The 17441-nt window shown below is 41.4% G+C and carries 16 protein-coding genes and 1 pseudogene; 5 read left to right on the top strand and 12 right to left on the bottom strand.

All coding sequences use genetic code 11. From position 1 onward, the window contains the following. Positions 1–130 precede the first annotated feature (130 nt). From NSB03_RS10035 to folB, 3 genes and pseudogenes are all read left to right on the top strand, one after another. Complete coding sequence (locus NSB03_RS10035; RefSeq protein WP_024987186.1) at positions 131–2812, top strand: 4-alpha-glucanotransferase; 2682 nt, start codon at positions 131–133, stop codon at positions 2810–2812. Positions 2813–3044: 232 nt separating this feature from the next. Beyond that, a pseudogene (locus NSB03_RS10030) lies at positions 3045–3185 on the top strand (acyltransferase family protein); the annotation flags it as partial. Next, positions 3169–3540: a dihydroneopterin aldolase gene (folB, locus tag NSB03_RS10025; protein ID WP_024987188.1), complete on the top strand. Its 372-nt coding sequence runs from the start codon at positions 3169–3171 to the stop codon at positions 3538–3540. The pseudogene NSB03_RS10030 and the gene folB, both read left to right, overlap by 17 nt. 139 nt (positions 3541–3679) lie before the next feature. Here folB and NSB03_RS10020 read toward each other — a convergent pair whose 3' ends face one another. Genes NSB03_RS10020 through mtaB form a run of 4 tightly spaced genes read right to left on the bottom strand, consistent with a single transcriptional unit; the run spans position 3680 to position 7503 of the window. Further along, positions 3680–4207 carry a methylglyoxal synthase gene (locus NSB03_RS10020; protein WP_024987189.1) on the bottom strand — a complete coding sequence of 176 codons (528 nt, stop codon included), beginning with the start codon at positions 4205–4207 and terminating at the stop codon, positions 3680–3682. Positions 4208–4211: 4 nt separating this feature from the next. Continuing rightward, on the bottom strand, positions 4212–5240 hold the full coding sequence (locus tag NSB03_RS10015; protein ID WP_135035550.1) for a glycosyltransferase family 2 protein: 1029 nt from the start codon (positions 5238–5240) through the stop codon (positions 4212–4214). Further along, positions 5237–6181: a lysophospholipid acyltransferase family protein gene (locus NSB03_RS10010; RefSeq protein ID WP_257466366.1), complete on the bottom strand. Its 945-nt coding sequence runs from the start codon at positions 6179–6181 to the stop codon at positions 5237–5239. Before NSB03_RS10010 ends, NSB03_RS10015 begins: the two co-directional genes overlap by 4 nt. 2 nt (positions 6182–6183) lie before the next feature. After that, the gene (mtaB, locus tag NSB03_RS10005) at positions 6184–7503 is read right to left on the bottom strand and encodes a tRNA (N(6)-L-threonylcarbamoyladenosine(37)-C(2))-methylthiotransferase MtaB (RefSeq protein WP_024987190.1); all 1320 of its coding nucleotides are present in this window, start codon (positions 7501–7503) and stop codon (positions 6184–6186) included. A 109-nt stretch (positions 7504–7612) separates the two neighbouring features. On the opposite strand from mtaB, the gene NSB03_RS10000 reads away from it, so the two are divergent. Together NSB03_RS10000 and NSB03_RS09995 are read left to right on the top strand one after the other, a co-directional pair. Further along, on the top strand, positions 7613–9286 hold the full coding sequence (locus NSB03_RS10000; protein ID WP_024987191.1) for a long-chain fatty acid--CoA ligase: 1674 nt from the start codon (positions 7613–7615) through the stop codon (positions 9284–9286). Between the two features lie 159 nt (positions 9287–9445). Beyond that, positions 9446–9667 (top strand): hypothetical protein, encoded by a 222-nt coding sequence (locus NSB03_RS09995; protein ID WP_024987192.1) that lies wholly within the window; start codon positions 9446–9448, stop codon positions 9665–9667. 101 nt (positions 9668–9768) lie between these two features. Here NSB03_RS09995 and NSB03_RS09990 read toward each other — a convergent pair whose 3' ends face one another. The 8 genes from NSB03_RS09990 to rpsF form a co-directional block, all read right to left on the bottom strand. Continuing rightward, positions 9769–10686 carry a sugar phosphate isomerase/epimerase family protein gene (locus NSB03_RS09990; RefSeq protein ID WP_024987193.1) on the bottom strand — a complete coding sequence of 306 codons (918 nt, stop codon included), beginning with the start codon at positions 10684–10686 and terminating at the stop codon, positions 9769–9771. Positions 10687–10775: 89 nt separating this feature from the next. Next, positions 10776–11645, bottom strand: a complete 870-nt coding sequence (locus NSB03_RS09985) for a 3-keto-disaccharide hydrolase (RefSeq protein WP_024987194.1) — start codon at positions 11643–11645, stop codon at positions 10776–10778. A gap of 34 nt (positions 11646–11679) precedes the next feature. Next, the gene (locus NSB03_RS09980; protein WP_024987195.1) at positions 11680–13167 is read right to left on the bottom strand and encodes a glycoside 3-dehydrogenase; all 1488 of its coding nucleotides are present in this window, start codon (positions 13165–13167) and stop codon (positions 11680–11682) included. 12 nt (positions 13168–13179) lie between these two features. Next, positions 13180–14292 (bottom strand): disaccharide 3-dehydrogenase, encoded by a 1113-nt coding sequence (locus NSB03_RS09975; protein WP_024987196.1) that lies wholly within the window; start codon positions 14290–14292, stop codon positions 13180–13182. 239 nt (positions 14293–14531) lie between these two features. After that, a complete protein-coding gene (susR, locus tag NSB03_RS09970) occupies positions 14532–16196 on the bottom strand; it encodes a SusR family glycan utilization regulator (protein WP_257466365.1) in 1665 nt (554 codons plus the stop codon). An 81-nt stretch (positions 16197–16277) separates the two neighbouring features. Further along, complete coding sequence (gene rplI / locus NSB03_RS09965; protein ID WP_024987197.1) at positions 16278–16721, bottom strand: 50S ribosomal protein L9; 444 nt, start codon at positions 16719–16721, stop codon at positions 16278–16280. Positions 16722–16735: 14 nt separating this feature from the next. Further along, positions 16736–17008, bottom strand: coding sequence for a 30S ribosomal protein S18 (gene rpsR, locus NSB03_RS09960; protein ID WP_004307964.1), 273 nt, complete (start codon positions 17006–17008; stop codon positions 16736–16738). Positions 17009–17010: 2 nt separating this feature from the next. Beyond that, positions 17011–17355: a 30S ribosomal protein S6 gene (gene rpsF, locus NSB03_RS09955; protein ID WP_024987198.1), complete on the bottom strand. Its 345-nt coding sequence runs from the start codon at positions 17353–17355 to the stop codon at positions 17011–17013. Positions 17356–17441 lie beyond the last annotated feature (86 nt).

Genomic DNA, 17441 nt, shown 5'->3' with positions numbered 1-17441 from the left:
CATCTTACGTATGTTAATTAATATATAAACAAAAGGTTAAAAGGAGTCCGCGAGGGCTCCTTTTATTTTTTATTCAAAAAAATGTCTTATACTTGCAGTGTCTTACATATTCAATCAAAATCTAATATATATGATTTTATCATTTAACATCGAATATCGCACCAACTGGGGGGAAGAAGTGAGGCTTGCCGGCTTGTCTACGGAATCTGTCCCCATGCACACAACAGATGGCATATACTGGACAGCAGAACTGGAGCTTGAAGTTCCCCAGGAAGGATTGACTGTCCATTATAACTACCAGATAGAACAAAACGGAATTGTTACCCGCAAAGAATGGGACAACTTCCCACGATGTATTTTCTTATCCGGTGTCCCCAGGAAGAAATACAGAATCAACGACTGCTGGAAAAACATTCCCGAGCAACTATACTTTTACAGTTCCGCTTTTACGGAAGCTTTATTAGCGCATCCCGAAAGAGACAGTATTCCGCAAGGTCATAAGAAAGGACTGGTTATCAAAGCTTATGCCCCGCGAATTAACAAGAATTACTGTCTGGGAATTTGTGGCAACCAGAAGGCATTAGGCAACTGGAATCCGGAGAATGCTGTCCTGATGAGTGATGCCAACTTCCCGGAATGGCAAGTGGAACTGAATGCCAGCAAACTCAAATATCCGCTGGAATACAAGTTTGTTCTTTACAACAAGCAGGAGAAAACAGTGGAGTGCTGGGAAAAGAACCCTAACCGCTATCTGGCAGACCCGGAAATAAAGACGAACGAAACGCTCGTGATTTCCGACCGGTATGCTTATTTTGATATTCCGGCATGGAAAGGCTCCGGCATTGCCATTCCTGTATTCTCGCTGAAATCAGAGAAGAGTTTCGGAGTCGGCGATTTCGGTGACTTGAAACGTATGATCGACTGGGCTGTATGTACGCATCAGAAAGTTATCCAGATTTTGCCTATTAACGACACGACCATGACGCATGCATGGACGGACTCTTATCCTTATAATAGCATTTCTATCTATGCTTTCCATCCGATGTATGCTGATTTAAGACAGATGGGAACATTGAAAGACAAAGAGGTCGCCGCCGGATTCAGCAAGAAACAAAAAGAATTGAACAACCTGACTGCCATTGACTATGAAGCAGTCAATCAGACCAAGTGGGAATTCTTCCGTTTAATCTTCCGGCAGGAAGGCGAGAAGGTGCTGGCTTCCAAAGGGTTTAAAGCATTCTTTGTAGCTAATAAAGAGTGGTTGCAGCCTTATGCTGTCTTCAGCTATCTGCGTGATGCTTACCGGACACCTAATTTCCGTGAATGGCCGAAATTTTCGGTTTACAATGCACAGGAAATAGAAAAGATGTGCCAACCGGAGACGGCAGACTATCCGCATATCGCGCTATATTATTTCATCCAGTATCATCTGCATCTGCAATTATTGGCGGCAACTAAATATGCCCGCGAGAACGGTGTTGTATTGAAAGGGGATATCCCTATAGGCATCAGTAGCAACAGTGTGGAAGCCTGGACCGAGCCTCATTATTTTAACCTGAACGGACAGGCAGGCGCTCCACCCGATGATTTCTCCGTCAACGGACAGAATTGGGGATTCCCCACATACAACTGGGACGTGATGGAAAAAGACGGATACCGATGGTGGATGAAACGTTTCCAGAAAATGGCAGAATACTTTGACGCTTACCGAATCGACCATATTCTCGGATTTTTCCGTATTTGGGAAATACCGATGCATGCCGTACACGGATTACTAGGGCAGTTTGTCCCTTCTTTGCCTATGAGCCGGGAAGAGATAGAAAGTTATGGTTTTACCTTCCGGGAAGAATATCTGAGACCATTTATCCATGAGTCATTCCTCGGACAGCTATTCGGTCCTTATACTCATCTTGTGAAACAAGATTTCCTTCAATTGACTGATAAACCCGGGATTTATTGCATGAAGCCGGGATTTGAAACGCAACAGGAAGTGAAACAATTCTTTGCCGGTAAAAACGACGAGGACAGTATTTGGATCCGGGATGGATTGTATTCTTTAATCAGTGATGTCTTGTTTGTGCCGGACACAAAAGAGAAAGGCAAGTACCATCCCCGCATTGGCGTGCAACGTGATTTTATCTTCCGGTCATTAGCCGAAGAGGACAAGAATGCGTTCAATAAACTCTACGACCAATATTATTATCACCGCCACAATGAATTCTGGCTCCAGCAGGCAATGAAGAAGTTGCCACAATTAACACAATCCACCCGTATGTTGGTATGTGGAGAAGATTTGGGAATGATTCCCGCTTGCGTAGCGTCAGTAATGAACGATTTACGCATTCTCAGCCTGGAAATTCAGCGGATGCCCAAGAACCCGATGCATGAGTTCGGGCATTTGGATGAATATCCGTATCGGTCTGTCTGCACAATTTCCACACATGATATGTCTACGCTACGCGGCTGGTGGGAAGAGGATTATCAGCAGACACAACGGTATTACAACACGATATTAGGACATTACGGTGTTGCTCCTGCCGTCGCGACTCCTGAATTGTGCGAAGAGATTGTACGCAATCATCTTAACAGCAACTCGATTCTCTGCATCTTGTCTTTCCAGGACTGGTTGTCCATAGACGGAAAATTGAGAAATCCGAATGTGGCGGAAGAACGAATTAACGTTCCGTCCAACCCACGAAACTACTGGAGATACCGGATGCATATCACATTGGAACAGTTGATGAAAGCGCATGCATTCAATGATAAGATACGCGAACTGATTAAATATACTGGGAGAAATCCTGAAAAATAGATGTAAGTAAGATAAATAACGCGGATAATGCCGGTTTAAGAATGTCGAAAACCTGTATTATCCACGCTATTTATATTTCTGACGTTCTCTTTTGCAATAACCGAACCGGCACGCAATCATTTTTTTCGCTTTACTCAGCCACCTTTTTATTTTTCCATCTTCCCTGTTTTTATTCCAATTAATCAAGTATCTTTGCGCCCGAATCCCGTAATAAAAGACAGCAAGAGATGCACTCCAACTTATAACGTTGAGTATCTGTATCCTGCTCACTCCTGTCCTTCTGAAGGTAAGCCCGCAAATGGTTGCCCAGAAAGACCTGTTAAAAGTAAAACAGAACCATACTAACATCACATCATATGAAGATAAACAATAGCTATATTCTTTTGAAAGAGATTCGTTGCTATGCCTACCACGGAGTAGCGCCACAAGAGAACCTTATCGGAAACGAATACATCATTGACTTGAAACTGAAAGTGGATATCAACAAAGCCGCACAAACGGATGAAGTAGCTGATACTGTCAACTACGCGGAAGTCCATCAAGTGATAATGGCAGAAATGGCTGTCCCGTCGAAGTTACTGGAACACGTAGGCGGACGGATTATTGAAAAACTTTTTCAGCAGTTCCCGGCTCTTGAAGAAATAGAACTGCATCTTTCCAAACGAAATCCACCGATGGGAGCTGATGTAGAATCAGCAGGAATAGAACTGCATTGCAGCAGAAAATAAAACGGAAACTCATATTTCTTATTCAGGCACGGATTACACGGATTTCGCAGTTTTAAAATTGGAACCGTGTAATCCGTGCCTAATTTACATTTTTATGTAGAATTATCTGACAAGTCAGCCCGTTATTATCTTAAAGTTCTTATTTCTTTTTTTTCTTTCTCCTATCCACAGCTTCTACCGCTTCCGTTACCACAGGTTTATTCTGGAAACGTTTTGTATAACTGGAATAATCAGGATGAATACGCTCATAATCGGGATCCATAAACAACGGACTGGAAATGATATGGTCCGCTGTTGAACGGTTACAGCAGAAAACAATATTTTCTACGCCTGCCAAACGAGTCAATGCTTTCACATCAGTGTCATGCGGCTGCAAAGTCATAGGATCTGTGAAGAAGAAAAGATAATCAATCTGCCCATCTACAATACGCGAACCCATCTGCTGGTCACCCCCCAAAGGACCGGATTTCAAAATCGTGAAATCCCACTCCACTCCAGGATGCTTTTCCTTCAGTGCTTCTAAGATTAATGTACCGGTAGTACCCGTACAGTAGAATTTATTCCCCATCAGCAGTTCCGAATTCCAGAGTACCCATTCGATGAGGTCTTTTTTCATTGCATCATGCGCTACCAGCCCGATGCCTCTTCTTACTTTTGATGCTTCCATCTTGTTATCCTTTTAGGTCCGACAATTGAGAGAACCGTTTGCATCCTCTCGCATAAAACTGCCACAAGATACTACTTTTTGTTCGTTCAGGTATCGGATTCAAAGTTTTTTTTCTAAGGTTCTCCTCACGGGATGAGGAAAATGACGGACATATCTGCTTATATTCCCTGCGTGCGCTTATCACAGCACGAGCATTACTTATATCTCCCTTCAGTAGAAAAGTAAGTGCCGCCACATAATCAAGACAAGTCCGGACACGCATCACTTTATCAAACTCTTCCTGCGGAAGATTCTTATAGAGCATGACAAGATTATTACGAAAATTGAGAAAAGTCTTACGAGGATTCTCCTTTTTGAGCGTAGCCCCGCCTACATGATAGACAACACTTTGAGGAATGCAAACAATCCCACGCCCCCGTGAACGAAGTCGCCAGCATAAATCAATCTCTTCCATATGCGCAAAGAAACGCCCGTCCAGTCCACCGATATTCAGATAATCGGCACGACGGATAAACAAAGCCGCCCCGGTTGCCCAAAATATGGGAACAATTGTATCATACTGCCCCTTATCCTCTTCGACTACTCCCATAATACGTCCCCGGCAGAAAGGATAACCGTATTTATCTATAAATCCACCCGACGCTCCGGCATATTCAAAATATTCTTTTTGCCGCTGGCTCCGTATCTTCGGCTGGCAGGCAGCTACTTCCAGATGAGCATCGAGATAAGCAATCATCGGCTCCAACCATCGCTCCGTCACTTCCACATCAGAGTTCAGAAGAACGACATATTCAGCATCCACCTGCTGCAAAGCCACATTGTATCCGTCGGCAAAACCATGATTCTGTTCAAGCAGGATTGTCCGGACAGAGGGAAATTCCCGATGAAGCATATTCACAGAATCATCCGTAGAACCGTTGTCCGCCACACAGACTTCTATCCCCGCCCCTTTCGAATAGCGTACTACGGACGGAAGAAAAGTGCGAAGCATATCACATCCGTTCCAATTCAGAATGACAACCGATACTTTCATTTCTGTTTTTTTTCCTTGTTTTGCTCTTTCTTCTTATCCTGCTCTTCCCGTTCATTCCGTTTACATTCTTCCGAAGTAAATTTCCATCGCTTATGCGACCACAGCCAATAGGCAGGTTCCCTGCGAAGGGTTTGTTCCAGACACTGCGCAAACATTTCTGTTATCTCCCCTTCGGCTGTCTCTTTGGGAGTATCCGTCATCAGTTTGAATTCGGCTTCGCAATACCCTCTGCGATTCTTCGTCAATTCACAATAGAAAACGGGAAAATTCATCATTTTCGCAATACGTTCCGCACCATTCAGGAAAGCAGTTTCCTGCCCCAGGAAAGTAGTCCAATACCTGTCACCGCTAGGCCATTGGTCAGTAATCAGCCCGACCACCATTTTTTTGCCTTCATGCTTCAATTTTATAATCTCGCGGGCAGTAGAATGCTTGGGGATATTGTATCCGCCGAAACGGGAACGGATACGCTTGAACAGTTCGTCCAGATATTTATCCTTCAAAGGTTTATACACCTGTACGGGGACATCTCCCGGTTTCATGATCGCCCCCATCCCGATCAGCCATTCATAATTGGCATAATGGGGAATCATCACGATAATTCCACCGCACTTCTCCGTCAGTTCCAAATACTGTTTCGTATTCTTATAAGTCATCCTCTGGCAGAGATCTTCGGCAGACATATGCAGCAGTTTCAAATCTTCAAACATATAATCTGAAAGGTAGCGATAAAATTTGCGCTCTATCTGCAACCTTTCCGCATCGGTCTTTTCCGGGAATGATTTCGCGAGGTTCTCTCGCACTACTTTCCGGCGATATTTCCCCACACGATACATCAACAGATAATTAAAATCCGAAAGGATATACAATATTCGGAACGGAAGGGCTGAAAAAAGCCACATTCCGGTAGATACGAGCCAATAGATGAGTTTTGATTTCATGCTTATATCAGAATTGTACCTTTTAATGCTGTCTTATCTTCGTTAAAATCGCCCAGACACACATTGACTACCTGATTGTCGAGCGAGTTATCACTTTCCACTTCCACACGGATATAATTTTCCGTAAATCCATGCATCGGAGTGCCTGCTTTCGATTTCTCCATCAACACCGGCATAACCTGCCCGATATGACGGGCATAGAAAGCCTGCGTCTTTTCATCCGAAAGCGCCAACAGCCGTTGGCTGCGCTGATGCTTTTCTTCAGGAGAAACCACATAGTCTATTTTCAGCGCTTGCGTTCCGGGACGCTCGGAATAGCTAAACACATGTAGTTGCGTCACATCCAGTCCGTCAATAAACTGATAAGCCTGTTCAAAGTAATCGGACGTTTCTCCACGGGTTCCCACAATCACATCCACACCGATAAAGGCATCCGGCATCACCTCTTTTATCTTCTTTATTTTCGAAGCAAAAAGAGCAGTGTCGTAACGACGACGCATTAACTGCAAAACTTCATCGCAACCGGATTGCAAAGGGATATGAAAATGAGGCATAAAACTGCGGGAGTGAGACACAAACTCGATAATCTCATCAGTCAACAGATTGGGTTCTATGGAAGAAATACGATAACGTTCTATTCCATCTACCTGATCCAGCGCCTTTACCAGATCAAAGAAACTCTCTCCTGTTGTTTTACCAAAATCTCCGATATTCACTCCGGTCAGAACGATTTCTTTTCCACCTTCAGCAACTGCCTGCCGCGCCTGCTCAACCATGGAAGCAATAGTCCCGTTACGACTTCGCCCGCGCGCAAAAGGAATGGTGCAATAGGAACAGAAGTAATCGCATCCATCCTGTACTTTCAGGAAATAGCGCGTACGGTCGCCCCGTGAACACGAAGGAGAAAAGGAACGGATATCTTTAGTCGCAGTAGTGATAGCCTCTCCTTTTTCATGCTTTTGGAGGTCGCCCAGATATTGAAGTAACTCTCCCTTCTGTTCCGCTCCCAACACTACATCTACTCCATCTATCTTTGCCACATCACCGGGCTTCAATTGCGCATAACATCCGGTCACTACCACAAAAGCACCGGGATGCTGCTTTACCAAGCGATGGATAGCTTGTCGGCATTTCTTATCCGCCATCTCCGTCACAGAGCAGGTATTTACCACACAGATATCCGCTTTTTCGCCTTTACGCGCAGTCCGTACACCTGCCTCACGCAGAATTTTACCAATAGTCGAAGTCTCTGAAAAATTTAATTTGCAGCCTAATGTATAATAAACGGCTGTCTTATTTTGAAATACAGTGGTATCTATCATAAGCTGTCATAACACATATTTAGTGCAAAGTTACACATTATTATTAGTAAAACCCTTTTGGATACGAAAGTTTATTCCTATTTTTGCACAATTCACTAAAAAACGTGCAATGATTAAAGAGAATTTCATTAAACTATACGAAAATAGTTTTCGTGAAAACTGGGATTTACCTTGTTACACTGATTACGGAGAAAATACCCACTATACATACGGGGAGGTAGCTGAAGAAATCGCCCGTTTACATCTGTTATTCAAACATTGTAGCCTTCGCAGAGGAGATAAAATATCCGTTATCGGCAAAAATAACGCACATTGGTGTATTGCCTATATGGCAACTATCACCTATGGCGCAATCGTTGTACCTATCCTTCAAGACTTTACCCCTAACGATGTACATCATATCGTCAATCATTCCGAATCTGTTTTCCTGTTTACAAGCGACAGCATTTGGGAAAATCTGGAAGAAGAGAAACTGCTCGGATTAAGGGGCGTATTTTCACTGACTGACTTCCGTTGCCTGTATCAACGTGACGGAGAAACGATACAGAAGTTTCTGAAAAATACCAATAAGGAAATGCACTCTTCTTATCCGAAAGGTTTTACACGCGAAGATGTACAATACACTACTTTGTCCAATGACAAAGTAATGCTCCTGAACTATACGTCCGGCACTACCGGCTTCAGCAAGGGGGTCATGCTAACCGGCAATAATCTCGCCGGAAACGTCACTTTCGGGATCCGTACCGAATTACTCAAAAAGGGGGACAAGGTGCTTTCCTTCCTTCCGCTGGCGCATGCTTACGGTTGTGCGTTCGACTTTCTGACAGCAACAGCCGTCGGCACACATGTCACTTTGCTCGGGAAAACGCCTTCGCCCAAAATCATTATGAAGGCTTTTGAGGAAGTGAAACCGAATCTGATTATCACCGTCCCACTCGTCATCGAGAAAATATACAAGAATATCATCCAACCTCTTATTAATAAGAAAGGAATGAAGTGGGCGCTTAATATTCCCTTGCTCGACACCCAGATTTATAATCAGATACGCAAACGACTCATCGACGCATTGGGCGGACGTTTCAAAGAAATCATCATCGGCGGTGCCGCTATGGATAAGGAAGTGGAAGAGTTTTTCTATAAAATCAAGTTCCCTTTTACCATCGGTTACGGAATGACAGAATGTGGTCCGCTTATCAGCTATGCTCCATGGAATGAATTTGTATTGGGTTCTTCCGGTAAGATTCTGGATATTATGGAAGCCCGTATCTACAAGGAAAACCCGGAAGCAGAAACCGGAGAAATCCAGGTTCGGGGAGAAAATGTGATGGTTGGCTACTACAAGAACCAGGAAGCAACGCAGGAAGTATTCACGCAAGACGGCTGGTTACGCACAGGTGATCTCGGCTCTATGGACAGCAATGGAAATATTTTCATCCGGGGACGACTCAAGACTATGATCTTAAGTTCTAGCGGACAGAATATCTTCCCGGAAGAATTGGAAACGAAGCTCAACAACCTGCCGTTTATCCTCGAAAGTATCGTCATCGAACGTAATAAGAAGTTGATAGCACTTGTCTATGCCGATTACGAAGCGCTGGATTCACTCGGATTGAACACCCCCGACAACCTGAAAACAATCATGGACGAAAACCTCAAGAACCTGAATGCCAACGTAGCCGCTTACGAGAAAATCAGCAAGATACAACTCTATCCTACAGAATTCGAGAAAACGCCAAAAAGAAGTATCAAAAGATACTTATATAACAGTATAGCTGTCGAATAATATGTTCTTAAACATAGGTGAAGAGCAAAAAAGAGGGCCGTTACCAAAAAAAATATAAAAATAGTTGGCTTTTCGAGAACAACATATTGAAAAAGTACATACCTTTGCACCGTTTTAATAAAGCAATTGATTGTATTACGTTTTTAAAAAGCAAAGAAAATGAAAAAATTAGTTTTGATGGCCGTAGCTATCGTAGCAGTATCATTCGCATCTTGTGGTAACAAAGCAGCTGACGCAGCAAAAGCAACTGCAGACTCTATCCGTATCGCTGATTCAATCGCAGCAGTAGAAGCAGCAGCTCTTGAAGCAGAACAGGCAGCAGCAGATACTACAGCAACTGATAGCGTAGCAGTAGAAGTAACTGAAACTGTAGCTGAATAATATTCAACAGCTTGAGAGAATTGAAAGTCTGACATGCACAAAGCATGCACAGACTTTTTTTATGCCTTATTGTTAGCTGTTTATACTATTGGAAACAGGCATTATTTGGAATAGGAATTTTTCACAAAAGGAGCATCCAATAAATAATCCAGACTCACTTCTACACTCTCTTCTACCGGGATACTATATTTCTCGATTTCAGCAACAAGATAGTTCACACCTGCCGTCTTTGCATTATTAAAGATTGCATCGAAACCTACCATTCCGCTTTGACCGACTTCCCTGTGGTCTTTGATATGGAATATCTTGAATCTGCCCGGATATTTATTAAAATAATTGACCGGACTGTTTTGTCCGCGAACCACCCAGTAAACATCCATCTGGAAAAAAACGTATTCGGGATTCGTATGTTCCAGCATATAGTCATACATCACGTTACCTTCCACTTTTTGGAATTCATGGGCATGATTATGATAACCAAACTGCAAGCCTTGTTGCTTACAACGTCTGCCTATTTCATTGTAATAGGTACAGTAAGTTTCCAAATCCTTCAGTGTTTTAGGAACATCCATCCAGGGAGCTACAATATATTTCATACCTGCTGCCTTATGGTCTGCAATACACTGGTCCCACCATTCAAGTGACTTCGAATAATCGCCGGAAGCCAATTCTTCTTTAGACAATCCACGTGTACAATGGGAAGACAAGACTTTCATTCCAGTCGACTCGACATCGTTCTTGAATTGCTGGGGAGTTCTATCGTAAAATTTACCATTATTATAATTGGCTGCTTCAACACCGGTATAACCCATTTTTGCCAATTTCTCGAGAATAGCAGTATAAGCCGGATCACATTTACCGTCCTTATTGTCCACCTTATTCAATATATCTCTAACAGAATAGAGCTGAATAGCTACTTCTTTCTTTGCCTTTTTAGCTTTTTTCTTCGTTTGTGCAGTCATCACAACCGGAATCATGAGAAGAACGACCAAAGCACATAAATAAATTCGGGTTCTCATATAATAGATATCAGGAGTTATAAAATATACAGCTTCCACAAGTAAACAAATCCTCATTTACCTGTGAAAGCTGTGGTTAGTTAGTGAAGTCAGTCTAAAATCTTCACACGGATATTGCGGAACCAAACGTCATCACCATGATCTTGCAATCCGATAAATCCTTCATGGCTTTCGCCACCGCAATTGTTCAACAATTCAAATGCCAAAGGCCATTTGTCTTCGCTAAACTTGCTTGCCTGCAACATATCTGTCCACTGTTTTGTCCACAGGTGATATTCCAACACATTTTCATCGTTTTGTCCGTGAACAACCGTGCCTTTATAAACCATAATCTTTGCTTTATTCCATTCACCGAACGGTTTAGAATTTTGAGGAACAGCCGGAATCATATCATACAGAGAAGCTGACTGACGGTTACCATCCTTACCCAATTTTGCATCCGGATGATTAGCATTGTCCAACACCTGATATTCGGGTGCGGAAATATAAATAGGTTCAAGCACATCATTACCGTCTTTATCTTTCGATGTAACTTCCTGAGCTAAATAGAAGATACCGGAGTTACCACCTTTAGAAACTTTCCACTCCATCTCCAGTTCGAAGTTTTTAAACTTGTGAGCAAAAATCAGGTCGCCACCGTCACCGTCCTGTGCTTCACCGCCACCGGTTCCGTTGAATTTGATGCAACCATCTTCGATTGTCCACTTGGAAGGAACACGATCCTTACCATAACCACGCCATCCGTTGAACGTTTCACCGTCGAAGATAGTAATGTAACCATCCTTATCAACTGGTAAATTCAAGCTGTCTGCTTCCACTGCTTTCAATGATTTTGAATAAGACAATGCAATCTTGTCTGATGTCTGCTCGCCTTGAGCATTTCCGGCTTTCTGACCACCACAAGAAGTGAAAACTCCCGCAACCAGGCAACAAGCCAAAGGATAAAATACTTTTTTCATGATATTATTCTGTTATTTGATTAAGTTATTCTTCTTATCTTGGCATATCAGGCAGTCTCCAGCCTTCACGATAGTTGTGTTTCACCAGTTCGGCTGCGAATTGTTTCGCATTCACCGGCTCTGTCCAAGTCTTGTCGAAAGTAGGATGACCGTCATGAATCTTGAAGCCATCTTTTATACAAGTCCGGATAGTTTCATTATCACCGATGTTGGTAAAACACATATTAGCACCGTCCCATTCCAAAGTCTTGTTCAAAGCTTGCAGACGGATAGCCAATACACCCATTGCTACCATTTCATTCATAGGTCCGGCTTCTGAGAAGTCAGATTTAGTCATGATACGATTAGATTTATCTTCTTTACATGCACGTACCCAATCCATTTCGTGACCACCATTCATTGCTTTAGGAACACGACGACAAACCTTCGGTGCATTTGGTTTACGACCTGAAAGCAACCAAGGATTCTGTCCATAACATCCGCAAATCAATGTATCTTTCGTTCCGTGGAAAATAGTCAAACCACCACCGCTCTGCATCAGTTGTTTTCCTTCTGGGAATCCTTTCGGACGTTCTGGCATCATACCGCCATCATACCAATGTATTTCCACTTCAGGCATAGCTACTTTCGGCATATTTTCACGAGCAGGGAAAATCATTTTCACGTGTTGTGCCTGTGGAGCACAAGCATTCAACAATAATGTCGATGAACCTTCCACTTTGGTAGGATACTGCAATTTCAATGCTTTAAACGGCTGATGCAAAATATGACAAGCCATATCCCCCAATGCACCTGTTCCGTAATCCCACCATCCACGCCAGTTCCAAGGATGGTAAATAGCATTATAAGGATTCATTTTAGCAGGACCTGTAAATAAATCCCAATTCAATGTGCTAGGAATTTTATCAACCTTTTCAGGAACATTCAATCCTTGAGGCCAAATAGGACGGTCTGTTGCACATTCTACTTTCGTTACGTCACCGATTTCACCATTCCAAATCCATTCACATACTAAATCCGTACCTTCATCCGATGCCCCTTGATTACCCATTTGGGTAACCACGCCCGTTGATGCAGCCAGTTTTGTCAACAAACGAGATTCATAAACAGAGTGGGTCAATGGTTTCTGACAATATACATGTTTTCCCATTGTCATTGCGTCAGCAGTGATAATAGCATGAGTATGGTCGGCAGTTGCGATAATCACACCGTCGATAGATTTACCCATTTCATCATACATCTTACGATAGTCCCAGTATTTTTTAGCCTTGGGGAATTCGTCGAACACGCCTTTTGCGTACTTCCAATCCACATCACAAAGAGCCACAATATTTTCAGTGCCCTTTACGTGATTAATGTTGGCATGTCCCATGCCACCAATACCCACAGCTGCAAGATTTAATTTGTCAGTAGGCGACACATGCCCGTGACTCATACCTAAAATTGTACTAGGAGCAATGGTTATACCTGCTAAAGCAGCGGCTCCCGTTTTGAGAAACTTTCTCCTCGAAATGTTTGACATGATTTTATTTGTTTAAGGGTTAATAATCTTTGGAAGGTTGCCGTGCAACAATCCATATCCATTTTTCATGTTTTTTCTTCGTTCGCGTATTTGCTCCAAAGTGCGCAAATTACCAATAGCGGGCAAATCGTGTTTGCGGGTATCTTTCAAGAATGTCCACGCATATTCGGATGCAATAGCCGAATCGCGCATTAACGGTAATCGTGAACTGCGTTTTCCGGTTTCTACCGAATCAGCAAACAGGTCACACAACACGTCTATATTCTTGCCGCCAAAAGGTTTCTCTACACGGATGGTCTGATTGACACCGTGCAGGTCGACAACAGCAGTATTGAAGTCATGCGTCATACGCACAACCCCTTTTGTACCTATAATATCTACATACGAATTATGTGTCTGGTCTTTAGATAATTGCCCATATACAAATCCCTGGGTAATATCAAAAACGACCCCGTTTTGAAAAGTTCCGTGACATTGCACCCACCAAGGATCTTTATAGTTCCACATATTCACTCCCTGGGCATTCCATGTTTTATAATCACATCCTGCATACCAACGGGTAATATCTACGTAGTGCATTCCACAATCATGGAAAGCAGGTCCCTCATACTCATGACCTTCCCCTGGTGCCAAGCCGGGAGTCATGTGACAAATACGAATAATAGCCAGCTCTCCGATTTCCCCTTGCTGGATATATTCCTTCATTAAATTATGATACCAGGAATTTCGCAGATACAAGTTTACCGTAGAAATGAGATTTGTGTTTTCTGTCATTTCTACAACTTTCCACTCATTTTCCATTGTATCTGCAACTGGTTTTTCTGAAATAATGTGTTTACCGTAACGAATAGCTTTTTCTATTTGTTCCATCCGCGAGTCAGCCAAAGTGAAAAGCCCGACTACCTGCACACTTTCATCCTCAAAAATCTTTTGATTATCTTCTAATATAATAGAGTTAGGAGAAAGCTTCTTGGCTAACTGACGTGATGCCGGATTAGTATCACAAATATAAGCAATATTCCACCGATCACTTTTAGTCATCGCTTCCCAGTAGAATCTTCCCATCCTACCAAAACCGATAATTCCAACTTTAATTCTCGTATCTACTGAAGATTGCGTGTTCATAATTAAACATAGTGAATTTAAGTACAAATAATAGATAAAACATCAACTTCTAACTACCAAACTGATGAGCTAAAAACTGATATTGCAAATCTAGCCAAATAAATAACGGCTTATTTGACTTACGCTACTTTATGTAGATATAAAAATAGCATTTTTCACTATTAATCAACAACTTAGCTAACTTAACACATCAAAAAAATGTAGATGATTTGGAAAGTATTATAATGTTAAAATAATAATTATGTCTCTTGTGTTGAACTAATTTTCATAATTTCATTCTCAAATTCATCCCTGTCGACGGCTGCCTTATTTCTCATTTTCGTACGATAATTATAAACCGTACTTGTAGAGCAACGGAGAAAGTTCGCTATCTTTCCACTATCCGTAATACCCAAGCGTAATAAAGCATAAATACGAAGTTCCCTATTCAATAAAGCATCCGGTTTTAAAATAATTTTCTCTTCATCTTTCAACAGAGCGTTAAAATCAGAAACAAAAGTAGGATACAAACCCAAGAAGACCTTATCAAAACGAGTGTATAAAGCGCTAAGTTCATCGTCGATAAGCGCAGATGATTTTAGCTTCTTAATCAGTTCATCATAGTATTTATTAATAGCTATTTTATACAGCATATTCTGATATTTCTCCATTTTATGGATATAGCTAAAGCATACGTCAAAGAATTCGGCTATATAATACTCCTTTATACTATTAATTTCGCACAACTGATTATTTGTATCATTCAGTCGGCTGTTCATGCTATTCAGTTTGTTGTTCAATCGCAAAAGTTCCTCATTACTCTGTGCCAATGCCTGTTTTATTTTCAACGTCTTTTTCATCTGAATATAGATGAAAAGCACCAACAGGACTAAAAGAAAAAGGATAATACTTGTAGAAATAAGAAAAGTAGTCAGATGCGACCGTGATCTGGCCTGCTCCGCCTGATAAGCTGTATTAATAATAGAATTGAATTTATAAATTTCGATAGCACGGAAATGAATACCGGAAGATATAACGTCATCGATAGCAGACTGTGTAAATTTAAAGGCATCAGCTAAATTCTGTTCATCATAGGCTATCAATGCAAGAGATTGCAGGGATGCATTTTCCCGCGTAGCATTCCGGGTATCGGCTATTGCCGACAACATCAGGTATTTTTTTTCCTCATCATACTTTTTCTGATGGTGACATAACCTAGAATACGAATGAGTTATCATGGCATAATTAGGCGTCCCCACTTCTTCAATCTCCAATAGTTCCTTAAAAATCTCTTTCGATTTCAGTGTATCACGCCAAATATAATAAGAAGCCTGGGACATTCGATAATCCCAAGAAGTGTGGTCAATGAGGGCAAACAACGAATCCTGGTAAGCAGCCTGCTGCTTGCCATACAGATTATTGGCGACAGAAATCGAATAGTGTCCCCAAAAACTGGAATAAGTTTGATAATAGTTTATTAATAAATCTCTGGGAAGTTCTGAAGTCTTTATACTTTTCAAAACAATCTCCGCTTCGCGAAACCTGCCACACATCGAATATAAAAAACCAAGATTTAAAAACGACTGATTGGTGAAATAAGGTCTATTCAGCTGACGGGAAATCTCAATATTGCGATCAACATAATGGATGGCTGAATCAATATGAAACTTTTTATATTCGTTATATAACCGTAGATTGATTCTATATTCTCCTTCAAGAGTCAAACCGGGACTTTTCAACATACACTTTATCCGGTTTATCCGATCCTCTTTCTCTTTAACAAAGACGTGTTTTTCATCTATCACTCTACGCAAAGAATCAGTCAATAGCTTCAACTCATTATTTGCATAAAGAGCACTGCCAATTCCCAAAGCAATCAGCAGAAGCAAAAACCTCTTCTTTAGAAAACAACAGTTGAATTTCATAATAGTAATAGCAAAGATAACAAAAAAAGCGATTTATTCATTCAGAACAAATCGCTTTTCATATATGAAGTAAATTTGCTCTTATTCAGCAACTACCTCGAAAGGAATTTCTACCGAAACTTCCTTGTGAAGTTTAACTATAGCTTTGTAGTTACCAACTTCTTTCACAGCGTCTTTTACAACGATGATCTTTCTGTCAATTTCGTGACCCAATTTAGCCAATGCTTCAGCAATCTGAATATTACCAACAGAACCGAAGATAGTACCGGTTGAGCTAACTTTAGTTGCAATAGTCAAAGTAACGCCTTCCAACTTAGCAGCAACAGCTTCAGCATCTTTCTTGATTTTCTCAAGTTTGTGAGCGCGTTGTTTCAGTTCTTCAGCCAACATTTTCTTTGCAGAAGGAGAAGCGATAACAGCTTTTCCAGTCGGGATCAGATAATTACGACCGTATCCGGATTTCACGTTTACGATATCGTTCTTATATCCCAAGTTTACTACGTCTTCTTTTAAAATAATTTCCATACTTTTCCTCCTTCTTATTTCATCATGTCAGTTACATAAGGCAGTAATGCCAAGTGACGAGCTCTCTTCACAGCCTGCGCAATACGACGTTGGAACTTCAAAGAAGTACCTGTGATACGACGCGGAAGGATCTTTCCTTGTTCATTCAAGAATTTCTTCAAGAATTCAGGATCTTTGTAGTCGATATACTTAATACCACTCTTTTTGAAACGGCAGTATTTTTTCTTCTTAACGTCTACTGACGGCGGAGTTAAATATCTGATTTCTGATTGAACTTGTTGTGCCATGATTAATCCTCCTTTTTGTTTGATTTAACACTTCTTCTCTTAGCAGCATACTCTGCAGCATACTTATCCATCTTGAAAGTCAAGAAACGGATAACGCGTTCATCACGACGGAAATTTATTTCCAACTTGTCAATTACAGTAGGTTCTGCATTGAACTCAATCAGTTGATAGAAACCTGTAGACTTTTTCTGAATTGGATAAGCCAATTTCTTCAGTCCCCAGTTTTCCTCATTGATAATCTCAGCACCTTCAGCTTGAAGAATACCCTTGAATTTTTCTACCGCTTCCTTCATCTGAACATCAGACAAAACGGGAGTTAAAATGAAAACGGTTTCGTATTGATTCATACTTCGTTTAATTAAATAAATAAATCTTTGATTTTTAAATGCGGGTGCAAAGTTAGGCAATTTATTTTGAACTACAAATATTTAAT

Source organism: Bacteroides acidifaciens (genome assembly GCF_024623065.1).
GTDB lineage: Bacteria > Bacteroidota > Bacteroidia > Bacteroidales > Bacteroidaceae > Bacteroides > Bacteroides acidifaciens.
Note: the sequence above shows the minus strand (reverse complement) of the source record. Positions and strands in the feature narration are given on the sequence as shown.